Raw genomic sequence first — 16733 nt, 5'->3', positions numbered from 1 at the left:
GGAACCACACCATGAAAAACATAACGCTTAAAGCCAGCATCTTAATGCTTGGCCTTATCATCCTAGTAAGCTGCAAAAAACCATTCGCTACACCCGCACCTGAAAGATCTGATTCTTTTTTGCCTATGCAAGTCGGTAACCTCTGGTATATGAATAATCAAAACTTTACCGAAATCAAGGACAGTGTTATGATTAGCGGAAAACTTTTCTACAAATTTGTTTCACTCATCGGAGGCGATGCTTATGCAACCAGCTACCTGCGCATCGATGAAAACGGAAAACTCATTTCCAGCGATCCCAGATTTCCGGAATTAAAGGTCATTCGCGGAGATTTCAGCGCCAAAGTTGGTGATCAGTTCTTCACCACTGGAATAGGAAACGATACCGATCAGCAGGTGACCGTCACCGAGAAAACCGATACTAAAATGAGTTTTTCCTTCGACTACATCTATCACGTTAACTTAAAAGGACATCCTTATGTGAACACCTACATCAAAGGGCAGGGTTATCCGGGAGACTGGACGAGATTAAAGCTCAATGGGGTGGTGCTGAAATAACAAGCAATGCTAAGTGAAAAAAAACAGATCCCTATGTATCACAGTTAGCTGCTACTATGAGTCTACTCATTGCAGTTTCCCAGCCAATGATTTTCTGGGAAGGATCGACTAATTCGATGGATAACAACAGAGACCTGAGAACGCATACTTGATCGAAGACGATTTATATCTTATAGGTATTATAATTCTTTTCTGAACGCTGGCTGTGATGGAAGTTATTATGCCTTAAAAACAGGGTGATGATATGGACTTTTTCTTCTGGTAATAGCGGACTAATCACAGAGCAGATTTGAGCTTGATTTCATTCATGCTTTTTCAGTCACTACGCTTGTTTGCGGATAGATTCGAATTAATAAGCAGTTGGGGTCATAAGTTAGCCGCTAATGTTAGATTTCTATCCAATATATATCCGTCTTTTGTACTGAATTGCATGAAAGCAAAATCTCATTTCAGTGTTTATCAACAAAAAATCAAAAAGATCATGTTATTTTTAGAGCCAATTTCTTTTATTTTAAGATGTGGTCTTAGAATCCAGTCTATAGGTATTTTAAGCTGTATTTTTTAATTATTAGTTGAAATCTTTAAGATAATAGATAACCTATTTTAATCTAATATGTCTAAGTAATTATACGATATATTTTATGTTCTGTTGAAGAGTTTTTTTTTAAAATTCCTCTTGACTTTGTTAAGTTAATTATCTAATATTGAGTTAGTAAATCGTTTTAACTCTAACCAAGTATATTATGAAATCTAATTTAGGCCTCCAAAAGGATTGTCGATCTGTCTATCAATATGGCTTTTCCTGCTCATTGTACCAATAATATTTCAGCTTTAATTTTATACTAAATCACTATATATTTTTGCTTGTTATTTATTTTAATTAATAACTAAATCGTTTAACTATTAAATCGTTTTACCATTAACAAATAGTACAATTATAAATTCAAACTAACCATTTACTAAATCTTAAACTAATGAAAATGAATCTACTAAAGATTTCAGGGCTTGCTGTGCTTTTTTCGCTCAATAACCCTGCTTTTTCAATGAATCCAGGAGGGGAGGAAAACAAAGGATTTCCAACTGACCACACAAAAGCCTCAATTTTGAGCATTAGGGCAGTCATTGGCGGAACAGTCGTTGATGAGAAAGGCCAACCTATTCCAGGTGTGGGCGTTAAAAATTTATCTTCTGGAAAATCTGCCGTGACAGATGCCTCAGGTAAGTTCAGTATCGAAGCTAACGCAAGTGATGTACTTCGATTCAGCTATGTGGGCTATCAGAATAAAGATGTCACCGTAGGAAGCCAGACGAATCTGAATGTTAAAATTGAACCAGCCGAAGCCAGCAAGCTTGATGAAGTTGTTGTAATCGGTTATGGCCAAGTTAAAAAATCAGATTTAACAGGTTCGGTTGGCGTTGTTAAAGCAAGCGAATTACAGGAACGTCCCGCCTCCTCACTTAATCAGGCACTTGCAGGCAGAATTTCTGGTGTGCAGGTAAATACCAACTCAGGTCGTCCAGGTGGGCAAACCAATATTAAAATTAGAGGTTTCAGTTCTATCAACACCAGTAATAATCCATTATATGTTGTCGATGGTGTAGCTTTACCTGTTGGGACTCAAACACAAAACAGTAACGCGATCGATTATATTAATCCAAGCGATATTGCATCTGTTGAGGTATTAAAAGATGCATCATCAACCGCTATTTACGGAGCAAGAGGTGCTAATGGTGTAATCCTCATCACAACAAAAAAAGGTACTGCAAATACGCAAAGAATCACCTACGATGCAGAGTTTTCTACTAATACTTTAGGACCAAAACATGTAGAAATGCTTGATGCATTCGAATATGTAAAGGTGCAGGATTTGGCTTATGACAATATAAAAGTTTACGATCCGGTAGGTTGGGCAGCAGGAAGCTATGCTTCAACTCCTGTTCCAAAAGCTGCAAGAATTGCTTTACCTCAATTCTTTGATGGTAATGGTAATCCTTTATATAATACCGACTGGTTAAAAGAATCAGTACAAAATAAGCTTTCTCAAAATCATCAGTTAGGTTTTACAGGTGGCAGTGAAAACAGCACATATGGTGTTTTCGCGGGTTACCGCGATGATCAGGGGTTATTATTAAATTCCTATTTGAAACGCTATTCTGCTCGATTTAATTTCGATACTAAAATTAAATCATGGTTAAAAGTTGGCGGTAACTTGAGTTACAACAATCAAAAAGAGAACATTGTAGATCAAGGAACTGGCGGATTAAACTCCGTTCGTATGATTACCGAAGCTTTTCCTTTTCTTCCAATTAAGTTAGCTGATGGCAAATGGGGTGATAATAAACTTATTCCCTGGGCAGAAGGTGGATCTAATCCTGTGCACATCCTAACCGATCAAAAATATGGTGTTGTTACCCAGACGCTATTGGGAAGTTTATATAGCAGTATCAGCTTAACCAAAGATCTAGAGTTTCGTACACAATTAGGATCAAATGTTGTAACCAGAGGCGTGAATGAATATAATGCAAAATTGCTATATGGTATATCTGATGGGCAGAACGGAACCGCTAATATCACAGATTCAAGAGAAACTTTCTGGTCGATTGAAAATTACTTAACCTATAATAAACGTTTTGCAGAAAAACATGCGATTAATGCTTTACTAGGTATTTCATGGCAAGAAACAAACTTTTTTAGTAATACAAGTCATGCAGAAAATTTTGTAACTGATTTTTATCAGGAGAATAACATTGGTTCAGGTAGTAAATCTATAACTGTTGGTTCGAACAGAAACCGTTCTGCGTTTAACTCTTACTTTGGAAGGGTAAATTATGCATTTCAGGATAAGTATTTGTTAACAGTTACGGGAAGGGTAGATGGTTCATCTAAATTTGGTGATAACCACAAATACGCATTCTTCCCTTCTGCAGCGTTAGCTTGGAAGGTTTCAGATGAAGATTTTCTTAAAGGCAATAAAACCGTTTCAAACTTAAAATTGCGTACCAGTTATGGTTTAAGCGGTAACTCAGAGCTACCAGCTTATCAGTCCCTAGCCACACTAGTTAACAATTCTGCAATTATTAATGATAGCAGAGTTACGGGTATTGGAATTGGAAGATTAGCAAATCCAGATTTAGTTTGGGAAAAAACAGCTCAGTTTGATGGTGGTTTTGAATTGGGATTATTTAATAATCGCATTAATATCGAAGCTGATATCTATTACAGAAAAACAACCGATATGCTTTTGGATGCACCAGTTCCACGTTCAACAGGTTATTCTGTAATTCGTAAAAACGTAGGCTCTATGGAAAATAAAGGTTTGGATCTTGGAATTACGAGCACAAACATAGAATCTGAAAATTTTACATGGAAAACTAGTTTTAACATTTCATTAAACAGAAATAAAGTACTCTCTTTAGCTACTCCTGATGATATCTTTGGCGTTGGTAATCCTAATTTCACTAATCAAACTGGAATTATCAGAGTTGGAGAACCAGTAGGCTCTTTCTGGGGTTTAGTTCGATTAGGAACTTGGAGCGAGGCAGAACGTGCGCAGGCAGCTCAATTTGTAAGTTATCGTGGTGGAAAAACACTTCTTCCTGGAGATATCAAATATCTTGATGTAAATGGTGATAAAGCTATTACTGATGCAGATCGTCAGATTATTGGTAATGGAATGCCTAAAGGTTGGGGCTCATTTTCGAACTCATTCCGCTACAAAAATTTAGATCTGATTGTTGAGTTACAATATTCTTACGGTAATGATGTGCTGAATATGACGCACCACTCTGGAGAAGACAGACAAGTACAGGCAAACAGTTTTGCTAGTGTGCTAAATGCATGGACTCCTCAGAATCAAAATACATCAATCGCAGCCATTCGCGATCAATCTGCGGGTTATGTAACCAATGTTGATACACACTGGTTGGAAGATGGCTCATTCATCAGAGGGAAAAACCTTTTATTGGGTTATACTTTTAACTCTTCAGTTGCACAAAAATTACACTTAAGTAAGCTTCGTATTTATACTTCTGTTCAGAATTTCTTCTTAGCAACCAAGTATACAGGAAATGATCCAGAGGTAACCACTTATGGTAATGCATTTGCGCAGGGACAAACATTTTTTGATTATCCGAAACCGACAACATTTATGTTGGGCTTAAACATCGGATTATAAATATTACTAATCAATAAGAATACTAAAATGAAAATCAACATAAAAAATACCTTTTTGTTATTGCTTCTAAGTGGAGCGATAATGAGTAACTCTGGTTGCAAAAAGTTTTTAGATGAAGAAGATCCAACAAATTTATCTCCATCTAGTTTTTATACTTTGCCAGAACATGCTGAGGCAGGAATTGCTGCAGTTTATTCAGAATTGAGATTTATTGGCGGCGGTGCAGGTATATTTTCGAATAACTGGCAAATGTTCGATGCCCCTAGTGGAATTCAATCGACAGAAACAGCTCAAAACTCTGATTTAAATAACCTTTACTCTTTGATTTACGATGGCTCTAATCTTCATATTAATCAAAACTGGAATGGCTTTTATAAAGTTATCGCTCAGGCCAATTTGGTTTTAGATAAAGTTCCTGGTATCAACCCAATGGATGCAGTTCAAAAGAAACGTATTTTAGGGGAAGCATCTTTTGTAAGAGCATGGGCATATTTTTACCTTGTACGTTTATGGGGCGATGTACCGTTGATTCTTAAACCAATAACAAGTCCAAGTGATCCAAATTTTGCGCCAGCCAGAACGCCACAGGCACAGGTTTATAAACAAATTGTTGATGACTTGGTATTGGCAGAGGCAGCGGGTTTACCTTTTATGGATGCAAGTGGAAGAACCTCTACGGCAGCTATCAAAACAGAGCTTGCAAAAGTATACTTAACTATGGCTGGCCAGCCCTTAAATTTGGGCGCTGCTTATTATAAGTTATCGGCAGATAAAGCTAAAGAAGTAATTGATTATTCAACAAGCAATCCTTCTAGTCTTGGTCTTTTTACCAGCTACGCGGCTATACATAATGCAACCAATGATAATAAGATAGAGCATTTATTTGGAATCCAATATAATGATGCTGCTGGAGCTGGTAATCCACTTCAATCATCTTATCTTCCATTACACCAACCATTAGTTTCTAAAATTGATGGTATCGGAACCTCTATTCCAACACCTGAATTTTATGCATCTTATGAAGCAGGAGATCTTCGTGCAAAAAATAGAGAAGGCTATTTCTTTACCGATTATTACACAGATGGTTTTAAATTGCCGCTTATCAATCGCGGCAAGCCGTTTATTTTCAAGCACTTTGATTTAGTTGCTAATGGTACACTTGGTGTAGAGGGTACCAGCAGAAGTGATTTGAATATTCCTCAGATTCGTTATGCTGAAACCTTGTTAATTTATGCAGAAGCACAGAACAGAGCAGATGGCTCACCAAATGCAGCTGCTTATGCGGCAGTAAACGCAATTAGAAAAAGAGCGCAATTGGCTGATCTTACAGGTTTGGCTCAAACACAATTTGAAGAAGCTGTTTGGAGAGAGCGCTGGCATGAGCTATGCTACGAAGGCATTACCTGGTTTGATATGTTGCGTTTACGCAAAGCATACAATGAAACAACTAATGGTTTTGATAATTTTATCGGACATGTAAATAAAAGTGTAAATCAACCTTTACAGTCTAAAAACTTATTGTTTCCAATACCAACACCAGAAATTAAAAACAATCCTAAATTGGTTCAAAACCCTGGATATTAGTAATCAGGTAACGATTCTCATCATGCGGGTGCCTTAAAAGCATCCGCATTTTTTTTTGCCCTTTTTATAAATTTAGGATGCTTGCTTCATTGCATAATTTTCTATCTTTAATAAAGCCAATTATCCGTTTTATGAAAAAAATACTATTCTTAATCCTTATCCTCAGTACTCAGCTAATTCATGCTCAGGAAAATTTAAATTTTGGACGCCAGAAAGAAATCATTTCGCCTCAAGCTAACAATGATGGTACCTTTACATTTAGACTTAAGGCAAGTAATGCTAAAAAAGTAGAGATACAGGGTGATTTTTTGATTGCTAAAGGAAATGCACCCGCAATTGAACCGATGAAGTTAGGGGCCGATAGTATTTGGACATTCACCTCTTCAATCTTACCATCAGAGCTGTACAGTTATAGTTTTATTGTTGATGGATTAAAAATACGCGATCCAAATAATGTATACCTAATTAGAGATGTATCATCCGTAGTTAATGTTTTTTTAGCAACAGGTGGTAAGGCTGATTTATATACAGTCAAAGATGTTCCTCACGGAACGGTTGCTAAACGCTGGTATGAATCAGCAGGACTTAAAGCTAACCGCAGGCTAACAGTTTACACACCTCCAGGCTACGAATCATCAAAAGGAAATTATCCTGTTTTATACCTCTTACATGGTGTTGGTGGTGATGAAGAAGCCTGGATGCAATTGGGTAGGGCTTCTCAAATACTGGATAATCTAACAGCTTCTGGTAAGGCCAAACCGATGATTGTGGTCATGACCAATGGGCATACCAGTAATACCGCTGCTCCAGGAGAATCTTCTAAAGGTCTTTATAAACCAATTATGATGACTCCTGATGTATTTAATGGCGATATGGAAACTTATTTCAAAGAAATTATTGCCTTTACAGAGAAGAATTACCGTACTGGAAAAAATAAAGCAGACCGGGCAATTGCAGGCTTATCTATGGGCGGATTTCACTCGCTTTGGATTTCTGCAAATTATCCAAACACTTTTGGTTATGTTGGTTTATTTTCTCCCGCAGTTTTACCACCAGCAAATGCAAATAGTCCGATTTATAAAGACTTAGATGCAAAGCTGGAAGCACAAAAAAAGAACGGCTACAACCTTTACTGGATTGCTATAGGTAAAACTGATTTTTTATATAAAAATGTAAGCGATTATCGTAAGAAACTTGATGCCATGAATTTTAAATATGATTATAAAGAAAGTGAAGGTGGGCATACCTGGTCGAATTGGCGAGATTATCTATCTGCTTTTACACCAATGCTTTTTAAGTAAACAATATCCAAAAGAAAAAGGCTTCCAAATATTAATTGGAAGCCTTTTGTGTTGCTAACTGTAAGTTTTAAGCTGGTTAGCTTAATTTTTTAAGTTCGGCAATTATAGATTGTTCTAAAGAAGCAGAAGCTTTTATCAGCGGTAATCTTACTGTGTCGCCACATATATTTAAATGTTTTAATGCAGCCTTAACTCCTGCAGGGTTGCCTTCTGCAAATGCTAAACGGGTAAATTCTACCAAACTTAAATGAGCTGGCGTAGCAGCTTTAAAATTACCATCAAGACATAAGTTTACCATATCTGTAAATTGTTTCGGCAGTGCATTCGCAATTACTGAGATAATACCAGAAGCTCCTAAAGCAATCATCGGCAAAGTAATCGGATCATCGCCAGAAATCAGCATAAAATCTTCTGGCTTGTCACGCATAATTTGATTGAACTGATCAAAACTTCCTGAAGCTTCTTTGGTTGCTATGATGTTCTTAAAATCGTGCGCCAATCTGCAAGTCGTTTCTGGGCTCATATTGCTCATTGTACGGCCAGGAACATTATATAAAATAAGGTCTAAAGGAGAAACTTCTGCCAGATATTTATAATGCTGATAAATTCCCTCTTGAGTCGGTTTATTATAATAAGGGCTAACCGATAATATGGCACTGTAACCCGTTGAATCGAAGTTTTTAATGTCTTCTGCAACAGCTAAAGTATTGTTGCCACCAATGCCAGCAACTAGAGGTAATCTGTTATTGTTAATTTCAGCAGTATAGGCCCACACCTTCTTCTTCTCGTCCTTTGTCATTGTGGCGGTTTCGCCTGTTGTACCTAAAGAAACGAGGTAATCTATTCCTCCTTCTACCAAATGATTAATCAGGTTTTTTAAACCATTATAATCAACTGATCCATCTGTGTTAAAGGGTGTAACCAATGCTACCCCAGTACCCTGAAATTTGTTCATTATATAAATGTAATTATTGAATTATGACTTATAGACTGAGGGATGTTCAATCGTTTCTCTTTCTATAATTCTTTTTTATTTTATCATTGCTAAAAGTTCCGTATCGCTTATTATCGGAATATTTAGTTTTGTAGCCTTTTCTAGTTTTGAGGGTCCCATATTATCTCCTGCAACCAGGAAATTTAATTTAGCCGAAATGCTGCTTAATATTTTTCCTCCGTTAGCTTCAATTAAGTCTTTCAGTTCATCGCGGCTATATTGCTCAAAAACGCCCGAAATTACGAATGTTTTTCCAATAAGCGTATCGCTATCGAGTGTAATTACCTTTTCTTCAATTTCAAAAGCTAATCCAGCTAATTTTAATAATTCTATCTGCTTTAAATGCTCCTGATTTCCAAAATACTCAATAATACTTTCGGCAATACGTTGCCCGATTTCATCAATTGCGATTAGTTCTTCCAGTGAAGCGGTTGCAAGTTTGTCGATATTCTTAACACCTGCCGCCAATTTTTTCGCAACAGTTTCACCAACATAGCGAATGCCCAACCCAAATAACACCTTTTCAAAAGGCATCTCCTTAGATTTTTCAATCCCTGCAAGCATGTTATCAATCGAGCGTTCGCCAAATCTTTCAATCCCTTTTAATTCTTCAGATTTCTGATGTAAAGTGTATAAATCGCTGATGTGTTTAATTAAGCCTTTTTTAAAAAAAGTTTCGATAGTTTCATCACCTAAACCATCAATGTTCATGGCTTTACGGCCAATAAAATGCTGAATTTTACCTACAATTTGTGGTGGACAACCTTCATCATTAGGGCAGTAATGAACCGCTTCGCCTTCTTTTCGAATTAATTCAGTTCCACATTCGGGGCAATTATGCAGATAATTAACTTTAGTAGCGTTAGCTAAACGTTTATCCAGATTAACTTTAATTATTTTAGGAATAATTTCGCCACCTTTTTCTACAAAAACAGTATCGCCTTCATGTAAATCTAAACGCTCAATCTCATTCGCATTATGTAAGGTGGCCCGTTTAACGGTTGTTCCAGCCAGTAGTACTGGCTTAAGGTTTGCCACAGGTGTTACAGCACCAGTCCGTCCGACCTGATAGGTTACTTTTTCGAGAATGGTTTCTACTTCGGCCGCTTTGTACTTATAAGAAATTGCCCAGCGGGGAGATTTTGCTGTAAAACCTAATTCCTGCTGTTGAGCATAACTGTTAACCTTAATTACAATTCCATCGATATCGTAACTTAGTTTGAAACGTTCATCTTCCCAGTGGTGTATAAAAGCTAAAACATCATCAATGCTGTTAACCAAACGATTATGTTCGCAAACATGAAATCCCCAGTCTTTTACAGCGTTTAGGCTATCCCAATGGGTTTTAAATTCGTTTTTATCAGTGTATAAAAAATATATAAATCCATCTAAGGGACGTTTGGCTACTTCTTTACTATCCTGCATTTTAATCGTACCCGAAGCAAAATTTCGAGGGTTTGCATAAGGAATTTCTCCAAGTTCCTCGCGTGCAGCATTTAAACGTAAAAAGGCAGCCTTATGCATAAAAATTTCGCCGCGGATTTCGAAATGCTCAGGTGCGTTAGCATTCTTTAACTGATGAGGAATGGTATGGATGGTTTTAACATTGGCCGTTACATCATCACCTTGTGTTCCGTCTCCACGGGTTACAGCTCTGCTTAGCTTACCATTTTCGTAAGTTAAACTAATGGATAATCCATCAAATTTGAGTTCGCAAACATACTCGAAATTATCCCCGATTGCTTTACGGATACGTTCATCAAAATCTCTTAAATCTTGCTCGTTGTAAGTATTTCCCAACGATAACATTGGGTATTTATGCTTTACCGTAATGAAGTTTTTGGTTACATCGCCACCAACGCGTTGAGTAGGCGAGTTCGGGTCGGCAAAATCTGGATTGGCTTTTTCCAGTTCCGTTAAATGCTTTAATTTTTTATCAAATTCATAATCACCAATTGTAGGCATCGCCAATACATAATAATTATAATTATGTTGGTTTAACTCTGCAACCAGCGTATCCATTTCTTCTTTTACTTCAAATAGCGACATAACACAAAGATAAAAAAAGGAAGGATGCTTGAAAGACTCTATCTTGATAAGTTAAGATAGTTTCAATTCTATTTCTTCGAATATATCCATGAAATCTTTTTCAAGCACTTCTTTAAAAAAAGCAAGCTGAAAAGTTAATTGATTAATCTGTTTTTCATCTAAAGTTTCGGGCCATAATCGCATGCAAATTCTATTTAAAGCATAGCTGATGTTTTCGAGTTTTTGATAACTTAAAAGATATTTACTGCTTATAAATTGCACTAAAAATTTGAAGAAGATTTCGGGATTTTTAAGCTTGCAATGTTCCAGAAAATCGCTTAAAGATTCTTTTTTAACTGCAGCCAGTTTATCGTAGAAATGATTAACCTGAATTAGATTGTGTTCGATGAGTAGGTGATCGAGTAATAATTCCAGTCCAATATGAGCTAAAAATGAAGGTCTAACCGACGTGTTTTCAACAACGGGGATAATAAGCTGTTTTAACTCGGTTGTTTTTTGCAGAAAGAAATCAGAAGAATGAAAAAACAAATCGACAGCTAAATGTCGCTTCCAGCCAGCAAGCAATCCCTCTTCATCAGAATTACCCAAAAATAAGAACTCATTTTTTTGGGGATACAGGTTTGCTTCTTTTGATGCATTTTTGATCAAATCGGGCAAAACAACTCCCATTACTACATTGGCATCGGCATTTAATCTATCGAAGTAAAAATGAGAAAGGAAATTCATGTTGTAAATATAGTTTTTAAAGTTTCATTTGTGATTAATCTATCCTTAAGATCGTGCCAAGTATGCTAAAATTCAAGTATAGGATTTAAGTTTTCAGCTTTACAGGCAAAAAACTATCTTTGCCAAATTAATTTTATACCATGACAAATTTCGTTGAAGAGTTACGTTGGAGAGGCATGTTACACGACATTATGCCGAATACTGAAGAAAAGTTAAATGAAGGTATGACTTCTGGTTATATCGGTTTTGACCCTACTGCAGATTCATTACATGTTGGGCATTTAACTCAAATCATGACCCTTATTCATTTTCAAAATGCTGGTCATAAGCCATTTGCATTAGTTGGTGGAGCAACAGGTATGGTTGGGGATCCTTCTGGTAAATCTGATGAGCGTAATCTTCAAACTGAAGAAATGATTGAGCATAACCTTAAAGGCATGAAAACTCAATTAGCTAAATTTTTAAAATTTGAAGATGGCGGTAATGGTGCGGTAATGGTTAACAATGCCGATTGGTTTAAGGATATGAATCTTTTTACCTTTATTCGTGATGTAGGTAAGCACATTACCGTTAACTACATGATGGCTAAAGATAGTGTTAAGAGGCGTTTAGAAGGCGATTCTGGTTTATCCTTTACCGAATTTTGTTATCAGTTAATACAAGGTTACGATTTTTATCATTTATGGAAAAACAATAACTGCCTGGTACAAATGGGTGGTTCTGATCAGTGGGGAAATATTGTTACTGGAACAGAGCTAATTAGAAGAAAAGACCAGGGAACTGCTTACGCGATTACCACTCAGTTAATTAAAAAAGCCGATGGAACTAAATTCGGTAAAACAGAAAGTGGTGCCGTTTGGTTAGATGCAGAAAAAACATCACCATATAAATTCTACCAGTTCTGGTTAAATGCATCAGATGATGATGTTAAAAAATGGATTAGAATTTTTACGCTAAAAAGTAAAGAAGAGATTGAGGCCTTGGAAACAGAACACAATACAGCGCCTCACTTAAGAATTTTGCAAAAAGCGCTTGCTGAAGATATAACTGTTAAAACGCACTCACTTGAAGCTTTGGAAACTGCAATCAAAACTTCTGAGTTTTTATTTGGAAATGGTTCCTTAGAGTTTTTAAAAAGCTTATCAGAAAATCAGGTTTTAGAAATGTTCGAAGGCATTCCACAGTTTAATGTTTCAAAAACAGAATTAACTGCTGGAATTGATGCCGCAACATTATTAGCTGAAAAAACTGCTGTTTTTACGTCCAAGGGAGAGGCTAAAAAATTGATTCAAGGTGGCGGCGTTTCTGTAAATAAGGAAAAAATTGCCGATGCAAATCATGTTTTTAATGCTGAAAACTTAATAAATGATAAATTTATTGTGATTCAAAAAGGAAAGAAAAATTATTTCCTTTTAATAGCAGGATAATAAAATTGAAATAATTGAAAGCTCTGAGAATTTCTCAGGGCTTTTTTATTGCACCAATAAATTACAACCTCTTATATCTGCATTATCAAAGCGGCCTAAAACCTCAAAACTTCCATCGGGGTAAATTTTACCTAAATCTTGGGTAGCAATAAAAGAGCAAGAATTTACATTTGCCAAATCGATAACATTAATACCGCCAGTTCTGCCTTGCGGAATTAATGAAAGTGGATCGTTTGTATCGCGAATTAAAACCTGCATCCAGTTCGGGCAGTTAAAAATGCCCGCTCCTAAAGAATAAGCCTGAGAAAGTAACTCGGTCATGCCATATTCGCTGTGGATAGCTTTAATTCCAAAACCTTTAGTAAGTTGCTCATGCAACTCTTCCCGGACCATTTCTTTGCGTTTGCCTTTCATGCCGCCAGTTTCCATTACAATAAGGTTAGGGAAGTTGATTTCGTATTGCTCAATAAAATCGAGCAGGGCATAAGTAACGCCAATTAAAACGGTTTTTTGATTCTTTGCTTTTAAATCTTTTAATGTTTCAAAAAGCTCATCATGATTGTAAAGAAAATAGCCACTTTGTGGATTCTTACTTTTCTCAATTAAATCGTTAACCATATAAATTAACGATGAACCAGCCCGTTGTTGGTAGGATGGAAGCAGGGCAAGAAAGCAATATTCTTCGACAGCTCCATAAAATTGATGAAAAGCCTGAAGATAACTTTGTTCGTACAATTTCACATTGGTAACCTGATGACTGCTTTGAATCATACCAGTGGTGCCAGAACTACTAAATTCGATTTGGATTGGGTCTTTACTGCTTATAACCGAGTGTGTTTTAAAAAAAATGATAGGCAGAAATGGAATTTGAGTTACCTCTTTTACCTCATCAGTATTAATTTTTAAATGATGTATATATTCAGCGTATACAGCACAATTAGCTGCCTGATGTTTGAATATTTCTAATGCCAGTTGACTAAACTGTTCATCATTTTGAATCGAAAAAATATTGTCCGCAGTAAAATTCACAACACAAAAGTACGAAGCCTTATGCTATTTTCTCGTCAGTTTTTTTAACCAGCATCGTTTTACGGAATTGATACCCACAATAACCGCTTATGCCAGCTGCCAAGCCGCTAATAAAGCCAGTAACTAAAAGCAAAATCCACCATATTTTTACACCTGTCATTACTGCTACACGACTTGCAAGCACATTATCATTCGGTAAACTTTTAAATAAAGCGTAGCCAATCCAAAGTAAAAATATTGCAAAAAATGATTGCCAAAATGAGATTTTGCCAGTTTTGCCAATAATGCCACAGGTGGCAAAAGAAATAACAATAATTACCCACCATGGAGCAACCATTTGAAGCAGAAAACAAATAATTAATATAACGATGAAAACCATTTTTAGCTATTTAGAAATTTTTAAACGAGAGATTATTGTACCCGATTTATCATCAGGAGTTTGCATATAAAACAAATCATAAAGTTTGCCATTTGCCCAGGTATCAACCATATTGTCGTAAAACTTACTTCCTGGATTACCCGATTGTCCGCCAGGGTAAACACCATGACCCTTAGGTGTTTTTCCTAATTCGATAACCATTCTCCATGAAGGGCCATTGGACTCGCTGATGGCATTAATGGTGCTTTTTGCTCCGCCAATTTGTAATACTTTAGAGCCGAAGCCAGGTATTTTTGCCAAATGAGGCACATTGGTTTGCTTTACATTAGCCCAGTTCCAATCTTTATTAATTGGCCCGAACCTACGTTCTAAACTATCGCAGCTATATTTGAAAGCTTCGTTAACCAAATCCGACAGCGTTTCTTTCTTTTCTGTTTTAATATTATCGTACCATTTTGCATTTGGTTCTTTTAATATCATTTCAACAGTTCGGTCTCTGGAAGGGTAACGCATCGGGATACCTTTAACCTCGAATTCATCATTCCAGATGTCAAAACTCAAACGCTTTGTCCATATTTCGAAAACACTGGCTGCAATTTCGTTCGCATCGTAACGCTTATTCCATTTCGATACATAAGCTAAAGCTTCCTTTTGCGTCGCATTTAACTGTTCGGTGTTAAGTAATGGCACTAATGCGGGTATAATATTTTGGGCAAGAATGCTGTAATTATCGGTTTGCATTAAACGAATGCTATCTGCAGTTGCTTTATTCATTGCTGCTAAGCGATCGTTAATTCTTTTTCCGCGTTCGTATGGTGCAAACTCCCAGTTAATATAGTATGGGTAGGTTTTATCTGTAGAAGATTGATTAGCAGAACTTACAAAGCCTCTCTGCGGGTTTTTTACCGTTGGATTTTGAGCTGCTGGAATCCAGCCTTGCCAATCATAAGCTGGATCAGTTCCATCAAGAATAAATTTTCCCTGATCTTTCCATTTTAAAGGAAACTTACCATTCGGTGTAATTGCGATATCGTTATCCACACTGGCAAATACAAAGTTTTGTGCTGGCGCTGTATAAAAAGTTAATGCTTTTCTGTAATCGTTATAATTTTTTCCTCTATTGAGATAATAAAAGGTCATCAGTTCGTTCGATTCATCATGCGCAATCCATCGTAAAGCATCGCCTACAGGCACATTATCAGCTCTTGAATATTTTGCTTTCTGAAAATAAACAACTGGACCATGATGCGTATAATAAACCGTATCAATCTCATCTGCGCTGCCACGAATTTTTATGGTTTCTAATCTGGATTTAGTCGGCTTCCATGTGTTGTTATACCAGTATTCTTTATGAGAATTATCTTTAAATTTAATCTGATAAAAATCAAGAACATCGGCAGCAACATTGGTAACCCCCCAAGCGATTTTTTGGTTAAAACCAATAATTACTCCAGGCGCACCAGGTAAAGATACGCCGTAGGTATTTACCCCAGGTGCATGCAATTGTATTTGATACCAGATAGAAGGTAGCGTTAAGTCGAGGTGTGGATCGTTAGCTAAAATAGGGAAACCTGATGCTGTTTTATCTCCGGATAATGCCCAGTTATTACTTCCTATGCCCTCGATTTTCTCTTTAGTTTTAACATCACCAGTTTGTGCTTTTGTAAAGGATTCGGGTGTTTTAGGTGTTTGTAGAGCAGAGAAATCCCATTTTGTTCCAACAGGAATAATCGGGTCTTCACGGAATGGGTAATCAGGAAATAAGTCTTTGGTAATTTCAGGGCCAAATTTTTTCAAGATATTGGTCATGTAAAATTCATCAGAACCCATAGCTAAAACGGCCGACATTTGCTTAAGTAATAAAGCACATTTTACTGGCGACCAGTTCTCAGGCTTGAAATCTAAAATTTTATATTCGATTGGATATTTAGCATGAGAAAGCGTTTTGATGTAAGCATTTATCCCATCGGTGTAAGCTAAAATCATTTCTTTAGCTTTGGGGTCGGCCATCATGCCCTTTAAAGAGTTTTCTGCTCCATAAACCATGCCCATTCTACGTTGGTAACGATCAACTTCTATGGCCTTTTCGCCTACAACTTCACTAATGCGGCCAGCTGCAAAACGAGTTTGAAAATCCATTTGCCAAAGGCGATGCATCGCAGTAACATAACCCTGAGCCAAATAAAGGTCGTGGTCGTTTTTAGCGAAGATATGCGGAATCATTCTGTCGTCAAAAACAATTTCAATTTCATCAATAGCACCAGCTATTTTTGCTTTATGGTTAAACATAAAATGATTATTCTCGGCATTTTGCCAAAAGCCCATAAAAGGGTTCAGGAACTTTAAAAGTGGGGGGGTACTACCAATTTTTGTATTTAATAGAAACGCTAATGCTATTGGGATGAGGATACAAAAAAGAGCCTTAAGTTTATTCATAAAATGGTTAGCTAAATCAACAATGCATAATTTATTTGCAATATTATTTATCTGCAAAATACGACAAAGTAAATGT

At 36.6% G+C, this 16733-nt stretch carries 11 protein-coding genes; 5 read left to right on the top strand and 6 right to left on the bottom strand.

What is annotated here, in order from left to right:
- The first annotated feature begins 11 nt into the window (after window positions 1-11).
- The 4 genes from ACZZZI_RS03855 (at window position 12) to ACZZZI_RS03840 (ending at window position 7617) form a co-directional block, all read left to right on the top strand.
- The gene (locus ACZZZI_RS03855; protein ID WP_463488614.1) at window positions 12-557 is read left to right on the top strand and encodes a hypothetical protein; all 546 of its coding nucleotides are present in this window, start codon (window positions 12-14) and stop codon (window positions 555-557) included.
- 980 nt (window positions 558-1537) lie between these two features.
- A complete protein-coding gene (locus ACZZZI_RS03850; protein WP_463488613.1) occupies window positions 1538-4732 on the top strand; it encodes a SusC/RagA family TonB-linked outer membrane protein in 3195 nt (1064 codons plus the stop codon).
- A 27-nt stretch (window positions 4733-4759) separates the two neighbouring features.
- Window positions 4760-6316 (top strand): RagB/SusD family nutrient uptake outer membrane protein, encoded by a 1557-nt coding sequence (locus ACZZZI_RS03845; RefSeq protein WP_463488612.1) that lies wholly within the window; start codon window positions 4760-4762, stop codon window positions 6314-6316.
- 131 nt (window positions 6317-6447) lie between these two features.
- The gene (locus ACZZZI_RS03840) at window positions 6448-7617 is read left to right on the top strand and encodes an alpha/beta hydrolase (RefSeq protein ID WP_463488611.1); all 1170 of its coding nucleotides are present in this window, start codon (window positions 6448-6450) and stop codon (window positions 7615-7617) included.
- A 76-nt stretch (window positions 7618-7693) separates the two neighbouring features.
- Here the strand turns inward: ACZZZI_RS03840 and dapA are convergent, their stop codons facing one another.
- From dapA to ACZZZI_RS03825, 3 genes are all read right to left on the bottom strand, one after another.
- Complete coding sequence (gene dapA / locus ACZZZI_RS03835; protein ID WP_463488610.1) at window positions 7694-8572, bottom strand: 4-hydroxy-tetrahydrodipicolinate synthase; 879 nt, start codon at window positions 8570-8572, stop codon at window positions 7694-7696.
- 75 nt (window positions 8573-8647) lie between these two features.
- Window positions 8648-10660, bottom strand: a complete 2013-nt coding sequence (ligA, locus tag ACZZZI_RS03830; RefSeq protein ID WP_424059752.1) for an NAD-dependent DNA ligase LigA — start codon at window positions 10658-10660, stop codon at window positions 8648-8650.
- 51 nt (window positions 10661-10711) lie between these two features.
- Window positions 10712-11386, bottom strand: coding sequence for an ACP phosphodiesterase (locus ACZZZI_RS03825; protein WP_463488609.1), 675 nt, complete (start codon window positions 11384-11386; stop codon window positions 10712-10714).
- Between the two features lie 140 nt (window positions 11387-11526).
- Here ACZZZI_RS03825 and tyrS point away from each other — a divergent pair, with 140 nt between their 5' ends.
- Window positions 11527-12813, top strand: a complete 1287-nt coding sequence (gene tyrS, locus ACZZZI_RS03820; RefSeq protein ID WP_463488608.1) for a tyrosine--tRNA ligase — start codon at window positions 11527-11529, stop codon at window positions 12811-12813.
- Window positions 12814-12858: 45 nt separating this feature from the next.
- Here the strand turns inward: tyrS and ACZZZI_RS03815 are convergent, their stop codons facing one another.
- Genes ACZZZI_RS03815 through ACZZZI_RS03805 form a run of 3 tightly spaced genes read right to left on the bottom strand, consistent with a single transcriptional unit; the run spans window position 12859 to window position 16657 of the window.
- Window positions 12859-13842 carry a LuxE/PaaK family acyltransferase gene (locus ACZZZI_RS03815; RefSeq protein ID WP_463488607.1) on the bottom strand — a complete coding sequence of 328 codons (984 nt, stop codon included), beginning with the start codon at window positions 13840-13842 and terminating at the stop codon, window positions 12859-12861.
- A gap of 19 nt (window positions 13843-13861) precedes the next feature.
- Window positions 13862-14221 (bottom strand): hypothetical protein, encoded by a 360-nt coding sequence (locus ACZZZI_RS03810; RefSeq protein WP_316759669.1) that lies wholly within the window; start codon window positions 14219-14221, stop codon window positions 13862-13864.
- Window positions 14222-14227: 6 nt separating this feature from the next.
- Entirely contained in the window at window positions 14228-16657 is a 2430-nt protein-coding gene (locus ACZZZI_RS03805; RefSeq protein ID WP_463488606.1) for a penicillin acylase family protein, read from the bottom strand.
- Between the last annotated feature and the right edge of the window lie 76 nt (window positions 16658-16733).

It is taken from the genome of Pedobacter sp. AC190, from assembly GCF_979258025.1.
The sequence above is the reverse complement of the archived record's forward strand: the minus strand, read 5'-3'. Positions and strand labels throughout refer to the sequence as shown.

Coding starts and splice junctions, on each gene's coding strand:
- ACZZZI_RS03855 (WP_463488614.1), top strand. CDS start 12: ATGAAAAACATAACGCTTAAAGCCAGCATCTTAATGCTTGGCCTTATC.
- ACZZZI_RS03850 (WP_463488613.1), top strand. CDS start 1,538: ATGAATCTACTAAAGATTTCAGGGCTTGCTGTGCTTTTTTCGCTCAAT.
- tyrS (WP_463488608.1), top strand. CDS start 11,527: ATGACAAATTTCGTTGAAGAGTTACGTTGGAGAGGCATGTTACACGAC.
- dapA (WP_463488610.1), bottom strand. CDS start 8,572: ATGAACAAATTTCAGGGTACTGGGGTAGCATTGGTTACACCCTTTAAC.
- ACZZZI_RS03840 (WP_463488611.1), top strand. CDS start 6,448: ATGAAAAAAATACTATTCTTAATCCTTATCCTCAGTACTCAGCTAATT.
- ACZZZI_RS03825 (WP_463488609.1), bottom strand. CDS start 11,386: ATGAATTTCCTTTCTCATTTTTACTTCGATAGATTAAATGCCGATGCC.
- ACZZZI_RS03845 (WP_463488612.1), top strand. CDS start 4,760: ATGAAAATCAACATAAAAAATACCTTTTTGTTATTGCTTCTAAGTGGA.
- ACZZZI_RS03805 (WP_463488606.1), bottom strand. CDS start 16,657: ATGAATAAACTTAAGGCTCTTTTTTGTATCCTCATCCCAATAGCATTA.
- ACZZZI_RS03810 (WP_316759669.1), bottom strand. CDS start 14,221: ATGGTTTTCATCGTTATATTAATTATTTGTTTTCTGCTTCAAATGGTT.
- ligA (WP_424059752.1), bottom strand. CDS start 10,660: ATGTCGCTATTTGAAGTAAAAGAAGAAATGGATACGCTGGTTGCAGAG.